General features: G+C 70.5%; 13 protein-coding genes. 10 read left to right on the forward strand and 3 right to left on the reverse strand.

Going from position 1 to position 17,839, the window contains the following annotated elements:
* Window positions 1-327 precede the first annotated feature (327 nt).
* The 5 genes from ACFYZZ_RS29465 (at window position 328) to serA (ending at window position 8,920) form a co-directional block, all read left to right on the forward strand.
* A complete protein-coding gene (locus ACFYZZ_RS29465; RefSeq protein ID WP_389182136.1) occupies window positions 328-3,342 on the forward strand; it encodes a putative bifunctional diguanylate cyclase/phosphodiesterase in 3,015 nt (1,004 codons plus the stop codon).
* Between the two features lie 237 nt (window positions 3,343-3,579).
* On the forward strand, window positions 3,580-5,436 hold the full coding sequence (locus tag ACFYZZ_RS29470) for an acetolactate synthase large subunit (RefSeq protein ID WP_389182139.1): 1,857 nt from the start codon (window positions 3,580-3,582) through the stop codon (window positions 5,434-5,436).
* A gap of 22 nt (window positions 5,437-5,458) precedes the next feature.
* Window positions 5,459-5,983 carry an acetolactate synthase small subunit gene (ilvN, locus tag ACFYZZ_RS29475; RefSeq protein WP_386576583.1) on the forward strand — a complete coding sequence of 175 codons (525 nt, stop codon included), beginning with the start codon at window positions 5,459-5,461 and terminating at the stop codon, window positions 5,981-5,983.
* A gap of 120 nt (window positions 5,984-6,103) precedes the next feature.
* Window positions 6,104-7,102 carry a ketol-acid reductoisomerase gene (gene ilvC / locus ACFYZZ_RS29480; RefSeq protein ID WP_386576582.1) on the forward strand — a complete coding sequence of 333 codons (999 nt, stop codon included), beginning with the start codon at window positions 6,104-6,106 and terminating at the stop codon, window positions 7,100-7,102.
* A gap of 228 nt (window positions 7,103-7,330) precedes the next feature.
* Window positions 7,331-8,920, forward strand: coding sequence for a phosphoglycerate dehydrogenase (gene serA / locus ACFYZZ_RS29485; RefSeq protein ID WP_389182142.1), 1,590 nt, complete (start codon window positions 7,331-7,333; stop codon window positions 8,918-8,920).
* A 77-nt stretch (window positions 8,921-8,997) separates the two neighbouring features.
* On the opposite strand, the gene ACFYZZ_RS29490 is transcribed toward serA, so the two are convergent.
* Window positions 8,998-10,554, reverse strand: a complete 1,557-nt coding sequence (locus ACFYZZ_RS29490; protein WP_389182144.1) for an MFS transporter — start codon at window positions 10,552-10,554, stop codon at window positions 8,998-9,000.
* A 97-nt stretch (window positions 10,555-10,651) separates the two neighbouring features.
* Here ACFYZZ_RS29490 and ACFYZZ_RS29495 point away from each other — a divergent pair, with 97 nt between their 5' ends.
* On the forward strand, window positions 10,652-11,230 hold the full coding sequence (locus tag ACFYZZ_RS29495) for a TetR/AcrR family transcriptional regulator (protein WP_389182147.1): 579 nt from the start codon (window positions 10,652-10,654) through the stop codon (window positions 11,228-11,230).
* A 174-nt stretch (window positions 11,231-11,404) separates the two neighbouring features.
* On the opposite strand, the gene ACFYZZ_RS29500 is transcribed toward ACFYZZ_RS29495, so the two are convergent.
* Window positions 11,405-12,625, reverse strand: a complete 1,221-nt coding sequence (locus tag ACFYZZ_RS29500; protein ID WP_389182150.1) for a PucR family transcriptional regulator — start codon at window positions 12,623-12,625, stop codon at window positions 11,405-11,407.
* A gap of 164 nt (window positions 12,626-12,789) precedes the next feature.
* On the opposite strand from ACFYZZ_RS29500, the gene ACFYZZ_RS29505 reads away from it, so the two are divergent.
* The 3 genes from ACFYZZ_RS29505 to ACFYZZ_RS29515 all read left to right on the forward strand — a co-directional run bounded on the left by ACFYZZ_RS29505 (window position 12,790) and on the right by ACFYZZ_RS29515 (window position 16,372).
* Window positions 12,790-13,716 (forward strand): proline dehydrogenase family protein, encoded by a 927-nt coding sequence (locus ACFYZZ_RS29505; RefSeq protein WP_389182153.1) that lies wholly within the window; start codon window positions 12,790-12,792, stop codon window positions 13,714-13,716.
* Between the two features lie 39 nt (window positions 13,717-13,755).
* Entirely contained in the window at window positions 13,756-15,387 is a 1,632-nt protein-coding gene (pruA, locus tag ACFYZZ_RS29510; RefSeq protein WP_389182155.1) for an L-glutamate gamma-semialdehyde dehydrogenase, read from the forward strand.
* A gap of 106 nt (window positions 15,388-15,493) precedes the next feature.
* Complete coding sequence (locus ACFYZZ_RS29515) at window positions 15,494-16,372, forward strand: alpha/beta fold hydrolase (protein ID WP_389182158.1); 879 nt, start codon at window positions 15,494-15,496, stop codon at window positions 16,370-16,372.
* On the opposite strand, the gene ACFYZZ_RS29520 is transcribed toward ACFYZZ_RS29515, so the two are convergent.
* Complete coding sequence (locus ACFYZZ_RS29520; RefSeq protein WP_389182161.1) at window positions 16,323-17,210, reverse strand: alpha/beta fold hydrolase; 888 nt, start codon at window positions 17,208-17,210, stop codon at window positions 16,323-16,325. The genes ACFYZZ_RS29515 and ACFYZZ_RS29520 overlap by 50 nt on opposite strands.
* A gap of 84 nt (window positions 17,211-17,294) precedes the next feature.
* Between ACFYZZ_RS29520 and ACFYZZ_RS29525 the strand changes: the two genes are divergently transcribed.
* On the forward strand, window positions 17,295-17,834 hold the full coding sequence (locus ACFYZZ_RS29525) for a GNAT family N-acetyltransferase (protein ID WP_389182164.1): 540 nt from the start codon (window positions 17,295-17,297) through the stop codon (window positions 17,832-17,834).
* Window positions 17,835-17,839 lie beyond the last annotated feature (5 nt).

Below are 17,839 nucleotides of genomic sequence, written 5' to 3' on the forward strand. Positions count from 1 at the left end.
GGCATATCCATTGATCGTCACGGAGCGTAGAGAAGCTATGTCCCTGAGTGACGATACTGGTGTATCGTCCCGACAGGGGCTGCGCCGGTGACGTTCGGCGCCGGGGATGGACATTTCAGATTTGTGAGGGGGGCGACGGGCGATGCACGGCCTATGGACGAACGATCCGACGCGGCGGAGCCGCCGACGGCGACCCTGGCGCACGGCGGCGCGCAGACGCGGCCACCACACGAGCCATCACAGCCACCACCGCAGGCCGGGCGGCCGCAGGAAGAATGCGCACCGGGACCCACGGGGCCCGGGAGCGGCGCGGACCGGGAGGCCCCGGTGAACGCGCCGCCTTCCGTGACGACCATCCTCGACGGCGCGCTGCGCACACCGCACCCGCCGGGGGCCCCGCTGCCGCCCCGTCCGTCGGCCGCCGGCGACGGGAGGCGGCTGGTCCGTCAGCTCGTCCTGGCCCTGGTCTGCGGCGCCTATGTCATCGGCTCCGTGTTCGACTGGGGTTCGGGCCAGCTCGCGCTGATCATGGGCGACTTCGGGCTGACCGCCGCGGCGGGCACCGCCGCAGTTTCCTGTTTCTTCTACGCACGCAGCCCGCGGGTCCGCTTCCGGCCGGCCTGGCTGCTGTTCGCGCTCTCCTCGGCGATGGCGGCCCTGGGCAACGCGGTCTGGGGGTGGTACGAGGTGGTCCTCGGACGCCCCGTGCCCAGCCCCAGCTACGCCGACCTGTTCTTCCTGTGCTTCGCGCCGCCCGCCATCGTGGGCCTGCTGGTCCTCGCCAAACGGCCGGTGACCCGGGCCGGCTGGATCTGCCTGGCGCTGGACGCCTGGCTGATCGGCGGCTCCCTGCTCACCCTGTCGTGGAGCCTCGCGCTCGCCCAGGCGGCCCGGTTCGACGGGCCGAGCGTCGCGCACACCGCGCTGTCCCTGGCGTACCCGCTGCTCGACATCGCGCTCGTCAGCATGGTGCTCGCGCTCCACTTCCGCCGCACCCCCGGCAACCGCACGGCGGTGAACACCGCGATCGGCGCGCTCGCCCTGACCGTGATGTGCGACGCGCTGTTCACCTCGCCGCTGCTGCACAGCAGCTACCAGTCCGGACAGCTGCTGGACGCGGGCTGGTTCGCCGGTTCCCTGCTGCTCGCCTACGCCCCCTGGGCCGCCCCCCGGCGCCCCGGAGCGCAGGACGGCGAACGGCACGTGCCGGACGGGCACACGCGCGTCGTCCACGAGCACGTGCCCGGCCAGCGCGGCACCGGCCACCCCCACGTGCCCGCGCCGGGCGGCGACCACACCCGGTACCCGGCCGGCCGGCCGCTCACCGGCTCCCTCGCCGCGCTCACCCCGTACCTCGCCGCCGCCGTGTGCACCCTGGGCATCCTGTACAACGTCCTCAACGGCCGCCGGCCCGACCACGTCGTGCTGATCACCGCGGGTGGCGTCGTGCTGGCGCTCGTCATGCGCCAGGGCATCATGCTGCTGGACAACATCACCCTCACCCAGGAACTGGCGCAGAAGGAGAACCACTTCCGCTCCCTGGTGCAGGGCTCCAGCGACGTCATCATGATCGCCGCGCCCAACGGCATCCTCCGGTACGTCTCCCCGGCCGCCGCCGGGGTCTACGGACGACCCGCCGAGGATCTGGTGGGCACCGAACTGGCGGCCCTGATCCACCCGGAGGACCTGGGCTGCGTGGTGCACGAGGTGCGCCGCTTCCTCGCCGCCAGCCCGCCGGAGGAACCCACCACGCGCATCGAGTGCCGCTTCCGCTCGGGCGAGGGCGGCTGGCTCAACGTCGAGTCGACCGTCAACCGGCATCACGGCGGCCTGATCTTCAACAGCCGGGACGTGACCGAACGCGTACGGCTGCAGGCCCAGTTGCAGCACAACGCCGAGCACGACCCGCTCACCGACCTGCCCAACCGCGCCCTGTTCACCAAGCGCGTCCAGCAGGCCCTGTCCGGCCGCCGGGCCACCGACCGGGGCGCCGCCCTGCGCGGCACGGCCGTGCTCTTCATCGACCTGGACGGTTTCAAGGCCGTCAACGACACGATCGGGCACCAGGCGGGGGACGAGCTGCTCGTCCAGGCCGCCCGCAGACTCCAGGAGGCGGTCCGGCACGGGGACACCGCGTCCCGGCTGGGCGGCGACGAGTTCGCGGCCCTGATCGTCGGGGACGGCACCCGTGACCGTGCCGCCCGGGAGCGGAACATCCTGGAGCTCGCCGACCGCCTCAGGGTGACCCTCTCCCAGCCGTACGCGATCGACGGCAACGATGTCCGTGTCAACGCCTCCATCGGGGTCGCCTTCGCCGAACCCGGCCTCGGCGCGGGCGAGCTGCTGCGCAACGCCGACCTCGCGATGTACCGCGCGAAGTCGGCCGGAAAGGGCCGCGTCGAGCTGTACAAACCGCAGATGCAGCAGGACGTCGTACGCAAGGCGGAGCTGGCCACCCGGCTGCGCGCCGCACTGCACGACGGCGAGTTCGCGCTGCTGCACCAGCCGGTGGTCTGCCTGGAGAACGGCCGGATCACATCGGTCTCCGCGCAGGCGCGCTGGCGCTCCTCCCAGGGGGTGCTGTTCACCCCGGCCGAGTTCCTGCGGGTGGCCGAGGACGGCGACAAGACCGCCGAGCTGGACCGCTGGATCCTGGAGGAGGCCGTGGAGCAGGCGGCCGAGCGGGCCGCCACCGGGAACGCGGTGCCGGTGGCCGTCCGGACGAGCGCCCGGCGGCTGCTGGACCGCTCGACACCGCTCGGCTCCCTGGAGGCGCTGCTGACCCGGCACGGACTGCCGCCCGGCGCGCTGGTCGTCGAGCTGTCCGAGACCGACTCCAGAACCTCGCTGGACGAGCTGGAGCGGCGCCTGGCCGCGCTCAGCCGGCTCGGAGTGCGGATCGCGCTCGACGGCTTCGGCAGCGGCTACGCGGCGATCACGGCCCTCAGAAGGCTCCCCGCCGACATCCTCAAGCTCGACCGCAGCCTGGTCGACGGAGTCGTGGAGTCCGCGCGACTGCACAAGATCACCAGCGGGCTGCTGCGCATCGCCGGCGATCTCGGACTGCAGTCCGTCGCCGAGGGCGTCGACCTGCCGGAGCAGGTGGTCGCGCTGCGCGCGATGGGCTGCACCCACGGGCAGGGCATGGCCTTCGCGGGACCGCTGGACGAGTACCGGCTGCGTCGGGCGCTCGGATCAGGCCACTACCCCGTGCCGCACGCCCCGGTCGAACCGGCGTTCGCGGGCGGGGCGGCGGGGGTGTACACCGGAGGTGTGTCGGCCGTCTTCGGAGGTGGCAGTGCCCTTCGCTCACATAATGAGACTCCCGTCCCACCCACTTGACACGTGGTGCGCGTCGGGGGGAGGGTCAGTGCCATGCGCACCCGAATTCTCGTACTTGGACAGCGCGTCGGCTGAGCTGGGAACGACCGGAGGACGATCCGGAATCTCCAGCGACCACACCGGCGCGCTCCCCTCGCTTGCCCTACGGCACGAGGGGTTTTTTGTTGCACAGGCACCTGTCGTACCGCAGTCGTACACCGCACAAACCTCGCAAAAACCCTCAGCATCGAGAAGAGAATGCCGATGACCGAGCAGGCCACCGGGGCCCATCCGCAGCCGCGGCCCCGATCCGGAGGACAGCAGTCCGCCCCCGTCGAGCACGTCACGGGTGCGCAGTCCCTCATCCGCTCCCTCGAGGAGGTCGGCGCTGAGACGGTATTCGGTATCCCCGGCGGTGCGATCCTGCCGGCGTACGACCCGCTGATGGACTCCACCCGGGTGCGCCACGTCCTGGTCCGCCACGAGCAGGGCGCCGGCCACGCGGCCACCGGCTACGCGCAGGCCACCGGCAAGGTCGGCGTCTGCATGGCGACGAGCGGCCCCGGCGCCACCAACCTGGTCACGCCGATCGCCGACGCGCACATGGACTCGGTGCCGCTGGTCGCGATCACCGGCCAGGTCGCCTCGAAGTCGATCGGCACGGACGCCTTCCAGGAGGCGGACATCGTCGGCATCACCATGCCGATCACCAAGCACAACTTCCTCGTCACCAAGGCCGAGGACATCCCGCGGGTCATCGCGCAGGCGTTCCACATCGCGTCCACCGGCCGCCCGGGCCCGGTCCTGGTCGACATCGCCAAGGACGCCCTCCAGGCGAAGACCACCTTCTCCTGGCCGCCCACCATGGACCTGCCCGGCTACCGCCCGGTGACCAAGCCGCACGCCAAGCAGATCCGCGAGGCCGCCAAGCTGATCACCTCCGCCAAGCGGCCCGTCCTCTACGTCGGCGGCGGCGTCCTCAAGGCGCAGGCCACCGCCGAGCTGAAGGTCCTCGCCGAACTCACCGGAGCGCCCGTCACCACCACCCTGATGGCGCTCGGCGCGTTCCCCGACAGCCACCCGCTGCACGTGGGAATGCCGGGCATGCACGGTGCGGTCACCGCCGTCACCGCGCTGCAGAAGGCCGACCTGATCGTCGCCCTCGGAGCCCGCTTCGACGACCGCGTCACCGGCAGGCTGGACAGCTTCGCCCCGTACGCCAAGATCGTCCACGCCGACATCGACCCGGCCGAGATCGGCAAGAACCGCGAGGCCGACGTGCCGATCGTCGGTGACGCCCGCGAGGTCATCGCCGACCTGGTCCAGGCCGTGCAGAAGGAGCACAGCGAGGGCAACAAGGGCGACTACACCGCCTGGTGGAGCGACCTGAGCCGCTGGCGCGAGACCTACCCGCTCGGCTACGACCAGCCCGAGGACGGCTCCCTGGCCCCGCAGCAGGTCATCGAGCGCATCGGGCAGCTCGCCCCGGAGGGCACGATCTTCGCCGCGGGCGTCGGCCAGCACCAGATGTGGTCCGCGCACTTCATCCAGTACGAGAAGCCCGCCACCTGGCTGAACTCCGGCGGCGCGGGCACGATGGGCTACGCGGTCCCGGCCGCCATGGGTGCCAAGGCCGGCCGGCCGGACCGTGCGGTCTGGGCGATCGACGGCGACGGCTGCTTCCAGATGACCAATCAGGAGCTGACCACCTGCGCCCTGAACAACATCCCGATCAAGGTCGCCATCATCAACAACGGCGCCCTCGGGATGGTCCGCCAGTGGCAGACCCTCTTCTACAACCAGCGCTACTCCAACACCGTGCTGCACTCCGGCCCGGAGGCGGACGGCAAGCAGCCCAGCGCCGGCACCCGCGTCCCCGACTTCGTGAAGCTGTCGGAGGCCATGGGGTGTTACGCGATCCGCTGCGAGCGCCCCGAGGACCTGGACAAGGTCATCGAAGAGGCGAACTCCATCAACGACCGTCCGGTCGTCGTCGACTTCATCGTCCACGAGGACGCGATGGTGTGGCCGATGGTCGCCGCCGGCACCTCCAACGACGAGATCATGGCCGCCCGGGACGTTCGCCCCGACTTCGGCGACAACGAAGACGACTGAGCGAGAGAGACGTAAAAAGACCATGTCCAAGCACACGCTCTCCGTCCTGGTGGAGAACACGCCGGGCATCCTCGCCCGGATCGCCGCCCTGTTCTCCCGCCGCGGCTTCAACATCGACTCGCTCGCGGTCGGCGTCACCGAGCACCCCGACATCTCCCGCATCACCATCGTGGTGAACGTCGAGGACCTGCCGCTGGAGCAGGTCACCAAGCAGCTCAACAAGCTCGTCAACGTGCTGAAGATCGTCGAGCTGGAGCCCGGTCAGGCCGTTCAGCGCGAACTCGTTCTGGTGAAGGTGCGCGCCGACAACGAGACCCGCTCCCAGATCGTGGAGATCGTCCAGCTGTTCCGCGCCAAGACCGTCGACGTCTCCCCGGAGGCCGTCACCATCGAGGCCACCGGATCCGGCGACAAGCTGTCCGCCATGCTCAAGATGCTGGAGCCGTTCGGCATCAAGGAGCTGGTGCAGTCCGGCACGATCGCGATCGGCCGCGGATCCCGTTCGATCACGGACCGCTCGCTGCGCGCCCTCGACCGATCCGCGTAAGGCTGAATACGGGCGGTCGGTACATCGCCGGTCGCCCGTATGCCGAGACCCCGAGACTTTCCGTCCGCTCACCGGCATACGGTGGGACGCACAACCTGCACACCAAGGAGAGAACCCAAAGTGGCCGAGCTGTTCTACGACGCTGACGCCGACCTGTCCATCATCCAGGGCCGCAAGGTCGCGGTCATCGGCTACGGCAGCCAGGGCCACGCGCACGCCCTGTCGCTGCGCGACTCCGGTGTCGACGTCCGTGTCGGTCTGCACGAGGGCTCCAAGTCCAAGGCCAAGGCCGAGGAGCAGGGCCTGCGCGTGGTGAGCCCGGCCGAGGCCGCCGCCGAGGCCGACGTCATCATGATCCTCATCCCGGACCCGATCCAGGCCGAGGTCTACGAGGCGTCCATCGCCCCGAACCTGAAGGACGGCGACGCGCTGTTCTTCGCCCACGGCTTCAACATCCGCTTCGGCTTCATCAAGCCCCCGGCCGGCGTGGACGTCGCCCTGGTCGCCCCGAAGGGCCCGGGCCACCTGGTCCGCCGCCAGTACGAGGAGGGCCGCGGCGTTCCGGCGATCGCCGCCGTCGAGCAGGACGCCACGGGCAGCGCCTTCCCGCTGGCCCTGTCGTACGCCAAGGCCATCGGCGGCACCCGTGCCGGTGTCATCAAGACAACCTTCACCGAGGAGACCGAGACCGACCTGTTCGGCGAGCAGGCCGTGCTGTGCGGCGGCACCTCCGCCCTGGTCAAGGCCGGCTTCGAGACCCTGGTCGAGGCGGGCTACCAGCCGGAGATCGCCTACTTCGAGTGCCTCCACGAGCTGAAGCTGATCGTCGACCTCATGTACGAGGGCGGCCTGGAGAAGATGCGCTGGTCCGTCTCCGAGACCGCCGAGTGGGGCGACTACGTCACCGGCCCGCGCATCATCACCGACGCCACCAAGGCCGAGATGAAGCAGGTCCTCGCCGAGATCCAGGACGGCACCTTCGCCCAGACCTGGATGGACGAGTACCACGGCGGTCTGAAGAAGTACAACGAGTACAAGCAGCAGGACTCCGAGCACCTGCTGGAGACCACCGGCAAGCAGCTGCGCAAGCTGATGAGCTGGGTGAACGAGGAGGCGTAAGCCCCACGTCAGGGGGTCGGGGCAGACTGCTCCGGCCCCCTTTGTCCATCCCGTCCAGCCCCGGACGGGTGATCCTTCCGCGGAGGCGTAAGACGCCCTCCGACACGCCACTACACTGCTGCACAACATACGCGTCAGGCCCACAGCGTCGTGCGTCTACCGCGGCTAGCCCCTCCACCGCCAGCGGCCGTCGGGACGGCCGTCCGCATTGGACTTGTGAGGACTCACGTGAGCTCGAAACCCGTCGTACTCATCGCTGAAGAGCTGTCGCCCGCGACCGTCGACGCGCTCGGCCCCGACTTCGAGATCCGGCACTGCAACGGCGCCGACCGAGCCGAGCTGCTCCCCGCCATCGCCGACGTCGACGCGATCCTGATCCGTTCCGCCACCAAGGTGGACGCCGAGGCCATCGCCGCCGCGAAGAAGCTGAAGGTCGTCGCGCGAGCCGGCGTCGGCCTGGACAACGTCGACGTCTCCGCCTCCACCAAGGCCGGCGTGATGGTCGTCAACGCCCCGACCTCCAACATCGTCACGGCCGCCGAGCTGGCCTGTGGTCTGCTCCTCGCCACCGCGCGCAACATCCCGCAGGCGAACGCCGCGCTGAAGAACGGCGAGTGGAAGCGCAGCAAGTACACGGGTGTCGAGCTGGCCGAGAAGACGCTGGGTGTCGTGGGCCTGGGCCGCATCGGTGCCCTCGTCGCGCAGCGCATGTCCGCCTTCGGCATGAAGGTCGTCGCCTACGACCCCTACGTGCAGCCCGCGCGGGCCGCGCAGATGGGCGTCAAGGTGCTGTCCCTGGACGAGCTGCTCGAGGTCTCCGACTTCATCACCGTCCACCTGCCCAAGACCCCCGAGACCCTCGGCCTGATCGGCGACGAGGCGCTGCGCAAGGTCAAGCCGAGCGTGCGCATCGTCAACGCGGCCCGCGGCGGCATCGTCGACGAGCAGGCGCTGTACTCGGCGCTCAAGGAGGGCCGCGTCGCGGGCGCGGGTCTGGACGTGTACGCCAAGGAGCCCTGCACGGACTCCCCGCTGTTCGAGTTCGACCAGGTCGTGGCCACCCCGCACCTCGGCGCCTCGACCGACGAGGCCCAGGAGAAGGCCGGTATCGCCGTCGCCAGGTCGGTGCGCCTCGCGCTCGCCGGTGAGCTGGTGCCGGACGCGGTGAACGTCCAGGGCGGTGTCATCGCCGAGGACGTCAAGCCGGGTCTGCCGCTCGCCGAGCGCCTCGGCCGCATCTTCACCGCGCTCGCGGGCGAGGTCGCGGTCCGCCTCGACGTCGAGGTCTACGGCGAGATCACCCAGCACGACGTGAAGGTGCTGGAGCTGTCCGCGCTCAAGGGCGTCTTCGAGGACGTCGTCGACGAGACGGTGTCGTACGTCAACGCGCCGCTGTTCGCGCAGGAGCGTGGCGTCGAGGTGCGGCTGACCACCAGCTCCGAGTCCGCCGACCACCGCAACGTGGTGACCGTGCGCGGCACGCTCGGCAGCGGCGAGGAGGTGTCGGTCTCCGGCACGCTGGCCGGCCCGAAGCACGTGCAGAAGATCGTCGCGGTCGGCGACTTCGACGTCGACCTCGCCCTCGCCGACCACATGGTCGTCCTGCGCTACGAGGACCGCCCGGGTGTCGTCGGCACCGTCGGCCGCATCCTCGGCGAGGCGGGCATCAACATCGCCGGCATGCAGGTCGCCCGTGCGGCGGTCGGCGGAGAGGCGCTGGCCGTGCTGACCGTGGACGACACGGTGGGCTCCGCGGTGCTGGCCGAGGTCGCTTCCGAGATCGGGGCGACGTCCGCCCGCTCGGTGAACCTGGTCTGAGTTTCCGATACGCAAAGCGCCGGGCGGGCTGAGGAGTTCTCAGCCCGCCCGGCGCTTTTGTGCCGCAGGTGTGAGGCTCAGGCCGCGGCCTCCTCCGCTGCTGCGACGGCCTCCGCTGCCGGAGTCTCCCGGACGTGGATCCGGCGCAGCGTGGTCGCCGCCCCGACGGCCGCGAGAACCAGCAGCACCGCCCCCGCGATCGCCGCGCCGTGCATGCCGGTGGTGAACGCCTCCCGGGCCGCCGTCGCCAGGGCGTCACCCGTGCGCCCCGGCAGCTGTCCGGCGACGGCCAGCGCGCCGCCCAGGGTCTCGTGGGCCTCGGCCGGGGCCGAGGCCGGCATCTCGTGGCGGTAGATCGCCGTACCGATGGAGCCGAGGACCGCCATGCCCAGCGCGCCGCCGAACTCCGCGCCCGTCTCCAGCAGCGAGGAGGCGGCGCCCGCCTTCTCCACCGGGGCTGCGCCCATGGCCAGGTCGGTCATCTGCGACATCACCATGACGACGCCGGAGGACAGGACGCCGCAGGCGGCGAGGACGAGCCAGAGGGAGTCCGTGCCGGCCAGGGCCAGCATGCCGAAGCCCGCCGCGGAGATCGCGAAGCCCGCGGTGACCACGTAGGCGCGGTTGACGCCCTTCTGGACCAGGGCCGTCGCCACCGGGGCGGCCATCCCGATCGGCACCGACGGCAGCAGCGACCACAGGGCCGCCTCCATCGCGCTCTTGCCGAGCACCGACTGCAGGTACTGCGTGGTGAAGAAGGCCGAACCCATGATCGCCAGTGAGGAGACGAGGTTCAGGACGACCGCGGGGGCGAAGCCCGGGCCGCGGAAGAGGGCCGGCGAGATCATCGGCGAGACCGCCGTGCGCTGGCGGCGGACGAAGAGGGCCGCGAAGAGCAGGCCGACGGTGATCGAGACGACGTACTGCGCGTGCCAGCCCTCGGACGGGATCTCCTTGAGGCCGTAGATGACGGGGAGCACCGACGCCATCGACAGCGGCACGCTCACGAAGTCGAAGCGGCCGGGCTGCGGGTTCTTCGACTCGGGCAGCAGGATCGGGCCGAGGACCAGCAGCAGCACCATCGCGGGCAGGTTGACCAGGAAGACCGAGCCCCACCAGAAGTACTGGACCAGGACTCCGCTCAGCACGGAGCCGAGGGCGATGCCGCCGGTCATCACGCCGGACCAGATGCCGACCGCCTTCGCGCGCTCCTTGGGGTCGGTGAACATCGTGCGGACCAGCGCCATCGTCGAGGGCATCAGGGTCGCCCCGCCGATACCGAGGACCGCGCGGGCCGCGATCAGGGTCTCGGCGCTGTTGGCGTAGGCCGCCACCAGGGAGGCGGCACCGAAGGCGGCGGCGCCGAACAGGAGCAGCCGGCGCCGGCCGATGCGGTCGCCCAGCGCACCCATCGTCATCAGCAGGCCGGCCAGGACGAAGCCGTACATGTCGAAGATCCACAGCTGCTGGGTGCCGCTCGGCTTCAGGTCCGCGCTGATCGCCGGGATGGCGAAGTAGAGGACCGAGACGTCCATGGAGACCAGCAGCAGCGGAAGCATCAGCACGCAGAGCGCGGTCCATTCGCGCCGACCGGCGCGCCCGGCGGGGGAGTTGGTGCTCGTCGAGTTCGTCATGCCGATGACTGTACGGGCGTCTTAAACGCTTGTCTAGAACGTTTGTATAAGTCATCCGTCTAGGACGGTCGTATGAAGCGGCGGTAGGCTGGCCCGCATGGGACACCGTGAAGATCTGCTGGAAGGCGCCAAGCGCTGCCTGCTGGAGAAGGGCTTCGCGCGGACGACGGCGCGCGACATCGTGAAGGAGTCGGGAACCAACCTCGCCTCCATCGGCTACCACTACGGCTCGAAGGACGCGCTGCTCGCGCAGGCCTACGTCGCGCTCGTGGAGAACATGTCCGGCGCCTTCGGTGAAGAGGGGGCCGTCGAACCGGAGGGCGCGCCCGGGTCGCTGGAACGCTTCCGATGGGTCTGGTCGAACATCATCGCCACCATGCGGGAGCCCGGCTCGGTCTGGCGGCTCAGCATGGAGGTCATGACCCTCGAACTGCCCGAGGTGCGCGACCACTTGTCCCGCGCCCAGCGCGAGGGTGGGCGCGGCCTGGTGTCGCTGCTGATGGGGGTGCCGGAGGAGGAGGTCTCCGACGAGACCGCGGACACGCTCGGCCGCTTCTATCTGACGCTGATGACCGGGCTGATCGCCCAGTGGACGTTCGACCCGAAGACCGCGCCCGACGGGGAAGCGCTCACCGAAGGTCTGCGCCAGGTCATCGAGGCTGCCACGAAGAGCTGACCCTGCCCTGCTCTCACTGGCCACCGCCCGCTTCGAGCCGGCTGCCGCGACCGCTCCGTGCCCCAAGAGCGCCAAGAGCGTCCGCACCTGCGTGTACGCCCTCGGCGGCTTGAACGACACGTCTTTCACAGCGCTGAACTCCGTCGAGGCCCTTCCCGTCGGTCGCTGACAACCTCAATCGGGATTTCCATCGAGCCGCGCCCTCTTCAGCGCCATGTGCAGCAGCAGCCGGTCCTCGCCGTCGTCCAGGTCGAGGCCGGTCAGCTGCTCCACGCGGGACAGGCGGTAGTACAACGTCTGCCGGTGGATGCCCAGCGCAGCGGCCGCGCGGCCGGCCTGGCCCGCGCAGTCGAGGTACACCTCGGCGGTGCGGGCCAGCTCCTGGTGGGCGGGGGAGAGGAGGGGAGCGACGGCCGGGTCGTGGGGGGCCTCCGCGGACAGTGCGGTCAGCAGGCGGTACGGGCCGATGCGCCGCCACTCGGCCACGGGCCCGAACCTCGGCTCGGCCAGGGCGGCGCGCGCGGCGGCGGAGGCCTCCTGCCAGACCGTGCCCAGGTCGGCGAGTCCGATGCGGGGCTCGCCCACACCGGCGGCGGCCCTGGCCGCACCCGACCGCGTCCCCTCCGCCTCCTTGAGCAGCCGGGAGGCCGCCGTCAGCGCGGGCACCGCCACATCCGTCGAGCGCAGCCGCACCAGGATCGCGAGGCTCTGACCTGTCGTCCCCCACGGCACCGTGCACAGGGCCGTGGCGTGCGGCACCGTACGCGGTGACGGGGCCTGCTCCGGGTCGGCCGAGGGCCACGGGGCGATGCAGACCACTGTGTGGGGGGCGTCCGCGCGAGCACCGAGGGCGGTGCGGAGTTCCATCACCGCCGAGTCCCGCTGCCACCCGCTCTCCGCGGTCAGCACGGCCCGCAGCTCCCGGCTCAGTCCGGCCCCCGCCTGCGCCTCGTCGGCGAGCAGCGCGCCGATCCGGCCCGCCACCTGCATGGCGGCGGTCAGCTGCGCATCCGTGGGGCCGGGGTCGTAGTCCAGCAGCCAGACGTAGCCCAGCACCACACCCCGATGGCGTACCGGCAGGCAGATGCGGCCGCGGTAGACGCCTTCCTCCGGGGTCGGCGGGATCCGTACCGGTCCCGTCGCACGCGTGATGCCGAAGCCCTCGAACCATGCCCGCACCGTCGCCGTGGAGCGCCGGGTCAGGATCGAGCGGGTGCGCACCGGGTCCAGCGCCGAGGGATCCAGGTCGCCCTCACTGTCGTACGCACCGAAGGCGATCAGCTCGAAGTCCCGGTTCTCCAGGGTCGCGGGCGCCCCCAGAAGCTCCGAGATCTCGTCCACCAGCTCCTGATAATCACCTTTGTAATCCGCCGCCACTCGGGCATTCTCGCGCATTTCCGCGCCGCCTTCATACATCTGTCTGAGATCCAGTGCACGGATGCGTGACAGCTGTCGATGGCCGACGATCGGAGAGATCCTTAGGTTTCACGGTGGTTCTCCGTGCCGTACCCGAATCGTCGGGTGGCGGCCCTTTTGATGCTTGTCTGTGGAGGTGCCCCGTGCTGGGTCCCGTGATTCTCGCCGCGTCGCGCAGCGACCGGATGCGACGCCTGATCTCGGCGGCCCCGGTGACCAAGCAGGTCGTCGACCGCTTCATCCCGGGCGAGACCGTCGACGACATCGTCCCGATCATCAGGGACCTGACGGCCAAGGGCCTGGAGCTGACGATGGACGTCGTCGGCGAGGACATCACCACCCCCGAGCAGGCCACCGCCGCCCGGGACGCGTACCTGCTGCTGATCGACCGGCTGCGCGAGCTGGAGCTGGGCGAGAAGGTCGAGATGTCCGTCAAGCTCTCGATGTTCGGCCAGGCCCTCCCCGGCGGCCACGAGCTGGCGCTCGCCAACGTCCGCCCCGTCGTCGTGGCCGCCGCCGCCATCGGTACGACCGTCACGCTGGACGCCGAGGACCACACCACCCTGGACTCGATGTTCGCCATCCACGAGGAGCTGCGGAAGGACTTCCCGCAGACCGGCTGCGTCATCCAGGCCTACCTCTTCCGCACCGAGGCCGACGCCCGCCGCCTCGCCGAGGCCGGCAGCCGCGTCCGCCTCGTGAAGGGCGCCTACAAGGAGCCCGCCGAGGTCGCCTACCAGCAGAAGCACGAGATCGACAAGGCCTACGTGCGCATCCTGAAGACGCTGATGGAGGGCGAGGGCTACCCGATGATCGGGTCCCACGACCCGCGCCTCATCGCCATCGCCCAGGAGCTGGCGCACCAGGCCGGGCGCAAACTGGACGAGTACGAGTTCCAGATGCTCTACGGCATCCGCAGCGAGGAGCACCTGCGCCTGGCCGCCGAGGGCCACCGCATGCGCGTCTACACCGCCTACGGCACCGACTGGTACGGCTACTTCATGCGCCGTCTCGCGGAGAAGCCGGCCAACCTGCGCTTCTTCGTCCGCTCGATGATCAGCAAGGGCTGAGCCCGAACACCCGCTCACGTACAAGGAGTCAAGGATCTCATGGACGCTGTGACCCAGGTCCCCACCCCCGTCAACGAGCCGGTGCACGGCTACGCCCCCGGCTCGCCCGAGCGTGCCCGGCTGGAGGCCAAGCTCAAGGAGCTGGCCGAGAACCCGATCGAGCTGCCGATGACCATCGGCGGGGAGAAGCGGATGGGCGGCGGCGAGACCTTCCAGGTCGTCCAGCCGCACAACCACAAGGCCGTCATCGGCACGCTCCGCAACGCCACCCAGCAGGACGCGCAGGACGCCATCGACGCGGCCCTGGCCGCAGCGCCGGCCTGGCGTGCGATGTCCTTCGACGACCGCGCGGCGATCATCCTGCGCGCCGCCGAGCTGCTGGCCGGCCCCTGGCGCGAGACCATCGCCGCCTCCACCATGCTCGGTCAGTCCAAGACCGCCCAGCAGGCCGAGATCGACAGCCCCTGTGAGCTGGTCGACTTCTGGCGCTTCAACGTCCACTACGCCCGCCAGATCCTCGCCGAGCAGCCCCCGGCGAACTCCCCGGGTGTGTGGAACCGCATGGACCACCGCCCGCTGGAGGGCTTCGTCTACGCGATCACGCCGTTCAACTTCAGCGCCATCGCGGGCAACCTGCCCACCGCGCCCGCTCTCATGGGCAACGTGGTGGTCTGGAAGCCGTCCCCGACCCAGACCCACGCCGCCGTGCTGCTCATGCAGCTGCTGGAGGAGGCCGGTCTGCCCAAGGGCGTCATCAACCTCGTCACCGGTGACGGCATCGAGGTCTCCAAGGTCGCCCTTGAGCACCGTGACCTCGCCGGTATCCACTTCACCGGCTCGACCAAGACCTTCCAGTACCTGTGGAAGACGGTCGGCAACAACATCGAGAAGTACCGCTCCTACCCGCGTCTGGTCGGCGAGACTGGCGGCAAGGACTTCCTCGTCGCCCACCCGAGCGCGGACCGCGCGGTCCTGAAGACCGCCCTGACCCGCGGTGCCTTCGAGTACCAGGGCCAGAAGTGCAGCGCGACCTCCCGCGCCTACATCCCGGCCTCCATCTGGAACTCGGGCTTCAAGGAGGAGTTCGCGGCCGAGGTCGACTACCTGACCATGGGTGACGTCACCGACCTGTCGAACTTCATCGGCGCCGTGATCGACGAGCGTGCCTTCGCCAAGAACAAGGCCGCGATCGACCGCGCCAAGGAGGACCCGACCTGCACGATCGTCGCGGGCGGCACCTACGACGACTCGGTCGGCTACTTCGTCCGCCCGACCGTCGTCGTCTCCACGGATCCGGAGAACGAGGTCTTCCGCACCGAGTACTTCGGCCCGTTCCTCGGCGTCTACGTCTACGAGGACGACAAGTACGACGAGATGCTGGAGCAGATGGAGTCGGTCTCCGACTACGCCCTGACCGGCTCGGTCATCTCCAACGACCGCGCCGCGGCTGCCCACACGATGGAGAAGCTCCGCTACGCGGCGGGCAACTTCTACATCAACGACAAGTCGACCGGTGCCGTCGTCGGCCAGCAGCCCTTCGGCGGCGGCCGCGCCTCCGGCACCAACGACAAGGCCGGCGCCCCGCAGAACCTGATGCGCTGGACCCTGACCCGCGCCATCAAGGAGACGCTGGTCGCGCCGACCGACTACACGTACCCGCACATGGGCTGACCCTCAGCCCCCCGAACGACGGGCCGGGAAACCTGACATCCGAGCAGGCTTGCCGGCCCGTTTCCAATTCTCCCGTCCCGCCCTCCCGTCCCGTCACACTGGACCCATGACGGTCATGACGGACGACGGAGTACGGCTGTGGGCGCAGCGGTCGGGCGGTGCGGGTGATCCACTGGTGCTGTGCCACGGCGGGCCGGGCCTGTGGGACATGTTCGGTGACGTGGCCGGGCTGCTCGCGGACGTGACCCCGGTGATCCGCTGGGACCAGCGCGGCTGCGGGCGGTCGGAGCGATGCGACGGGCCGTGGACGAGCGAGCGGTTCGTCGCGGACCTGGACGCCGTACGACGGCACTTCGGGCTGGAGCGGATGGCGCTGCTCGGCCACTCCTGGGGTGCGCAGCTGGCCCTGAGCTACGCCCTGGCGCATCCGGACCGGGTCGGCTCGCTGGTGTACGTCGCGGGCACGGGCATCGGCCCGGACTCCGACTGGTACGGCGCCTTCCACCACAACTTCCTCACCCGCCTCGCCGACCACCCCGAACGCCTGGCCCGCTGGCGGGAGTTGACCGCCCTCGCGGAGCGCACGCAGGAGGAGGAGCGGGAGCGGGCGGTCCTGCAGTGGTCCGTGGAGTTCGAGGACCGGGACGGGGCCCTGGAACCCGCCGGGCGCATGGCCGACCCGTGGTTCGGGATCAACTTCGAGTCCAACACGGTGCTCAACGAGGAACGCAAGCGCGTCTGGGGCACCCCGGAGCTGTACACCGCCTGCCGGAAGCTCGACGTGCCGGTGCTGATCATCGACGGCGCCCGGGACATCCGGCCGCGCACGGCCGTCGACTCCCTCGCCGAGGCCCTGCCCCGCGCCCGCCGGGTGATCCTCCCGGACGCCGGGCACCTGCCGTGGGCGGAGGACCCGAAGGGCTTCCGGGAGGCGCTCAGGCAGTGGTGGCAGTGGGCAGATTCCGGCCGAGAAAGTCCCGCATGAGCGCGGCGATCTGGTCCGCGTGCGTCTCCAGGGCGAAGTGCCCGGCCGGGAGCAGGTGCACCTCGGCCCTCGGCAGGTCCCGCTGGAAGGCGAGCGCACCGGCGGGCACGAAGATCGCGTCGTGCGCGCCCCAGACCGCGAGCAGCGGCACCTGGCTGGTGCGGAAGTATTCGTGGAAGGCCGGGTACAGGGCGATGTTGGAGCCGTAGTCGGAGATCAGGTCGAGCTGGATCTCCGTCTGGCCGGGCCGGGCCATCCGGGCCGTGTCGTGCTCGTACGCGTCCGGGCTGACCAGTGACGGGTCCGGCACCCCGTGCACGTACTGCCACTTGATCCCGTCCGGGCTGATCAGCTCCCGGACCGGCTCCTCGGACTGCGGCGTCCGCTCCGCGATCAGCGCGAGCACCGGCGCCCAGGCCTGCTCGCCCAGCCCCTCCTCGTACGCGTTGCCGTTCTGCGTGACGATCGCCGTCACCCGGTCGGGGTGGGCGAGGGCCAGGCGCAGGCCGATCGGGGCGCCGTAGTCCTGGACGTAGAGGGCGAACTCCTTGAGCCCCAGCTGCTCGGTGAACTCGCCGGTGATCGCGGCCAGCTCGTCGAAGCGGTAGGTGAACTCCGTGGCCGCCGGGGTCGCCGACCGGCCGAAGCCGATGTGGTCGGGGGCGATCACCCGGTAGCTGTCGGCGAGGAGTGGGATCAGCTCGCGGAACATGTGCGAGCTGCTCGGGAAGCCGTGCAGAAGCAGCAGGACGGGGGCGTCTTCCGGGCCCGCCTCGCGGTAGTACACGTCGAGGCCGCGGACGGTGACGGTGCGGTGGTGAACCTGGTGAATCGACATGACAGCAGTGCACCACGCCCACCACTAACCAGTCAAGAGACTTTGAATGGTTAGAGGTGGGAGACGGGGTGCGATCCTTGCTCCATGACCCTTCGCCTGCGCACCGCCCACACGGCTGACCTCGACCCCGCCGACCTCCGGGCCGCCCGCGCCCTCCTGGACGAGGCCTTCGACGGGGACTTCGCCGACCAGGACTGGGACCACGGCCTCGGCGGCATGCACGCCCTCGTCCACGACGGCGCCGGTCTCGCCGCGCACGGCTCGGTCGTGATGCGCCGGATACGGCACCAGGGGCGCTGGCTGCGCACCGGATACGTGGAGGGCGTCGCCGTACGGGCCGACGTGCGCCGCACCGGGCTCGGCGGGCGGGTGATGGCCGAGCTGGAGCGGATCGTCGACCGGGCCTACGACCTCGGCGCGCTCTCCGCGAGCGAGGACGGCGCCCCGCTGTACACGGCCCGCGGCTGGCAGCGGTGGAGCGGTCACGTGTGCGCCCTCTCGCCGGACGGAATCGTCCGTCTGCCGGAGGAGGAAGGGGACGTCTACGTCAGGCCCGCACTTGCCGGACCCCTGGACCCGGCCCACGCCCTCGTCCTCGACTGGCGTGACGGGGACCTCGCCTGACGGCG

Source organism: Streptomyces sp. NPDC001816 (genome assembly GCF_042892235.1).
Lineage (GTDB): Bacteria > Actinomycetota > Actinomycetes > Streptomycetales > Streptomycetaceae > Streptomyces.

What these genes read in the sequence shown, in the direction of transcription:
- ACFYZZ_RS29470 (WP_389182139.1), top strand. Translation starts at nt 3,580, where the DNA reads ATGCCGATGACCGAGCAGGCCACCGGGGCCCATCCGCAGCCGCGGCCC.
- pruA (WP_389182155.1), top strand. Translation starts at nt 13,756, where the DNA reads ATGGACGCTGTGACCCAGGTCCCCACCCCCGTCAACGAGCCGGTGCAC.
- ACFYZZ_RS29525 (WP_389182164.1), top strand. Translation starts at nt 17,295, where the DNA reads ATGACCCTTCGCCTGCGCACCGCCCACACGGCTGACCTCGACCCCGCC.
- ilvN (WP_386576583.1), top strand. Translation starts at nt 5,459, where the DNA reads ATGTCCAAGCACACGCTCTCCGTCCTGGTGGAGAACACGCCGGGCATC.
- ACFYZZ_RS29520 (WP_389182161.1), bottom strand. Translation starts at nt 17,210, where the DNA reads ATGTCGATTCACCAGGTTCACCACCGCACCGTCACCGTCCGCGGCCTC.
- ACFYZZ_RS29490 (WP_389182144.1), bottom strand. Translation starts at nt 10,554, where the DNA reads ATGACGAACTCGACGAGCACCAACTCCCCCGCCGGGCGCGCCGGTCGG.
- ACFYZZ_RS29495 (WP_389182147.1), top strand. Translation starts at nt 10,652, where the DNA reads ATGGGACACCGTGAAGATCTGCTGGAAGGCGCCAAGCGCTGCCTGCTG.
- ACFYZZ_RS29515 (WP_389182158.1), top strand. Translation starts at nt 15,494, where the DNA reads ATGACGGTCATGACGGACGACGGAGTACGGCTGTGGGCGCAGCGGTCG.
- ACFYZZ_RS29500 (WP_389182150.1), bottom strand. Translation starts at nt 12,625, where the DNA reads ATGCGCGAGAATGCCCGAGTGGCGGCGGATTACAAAGGTGATTATCAG.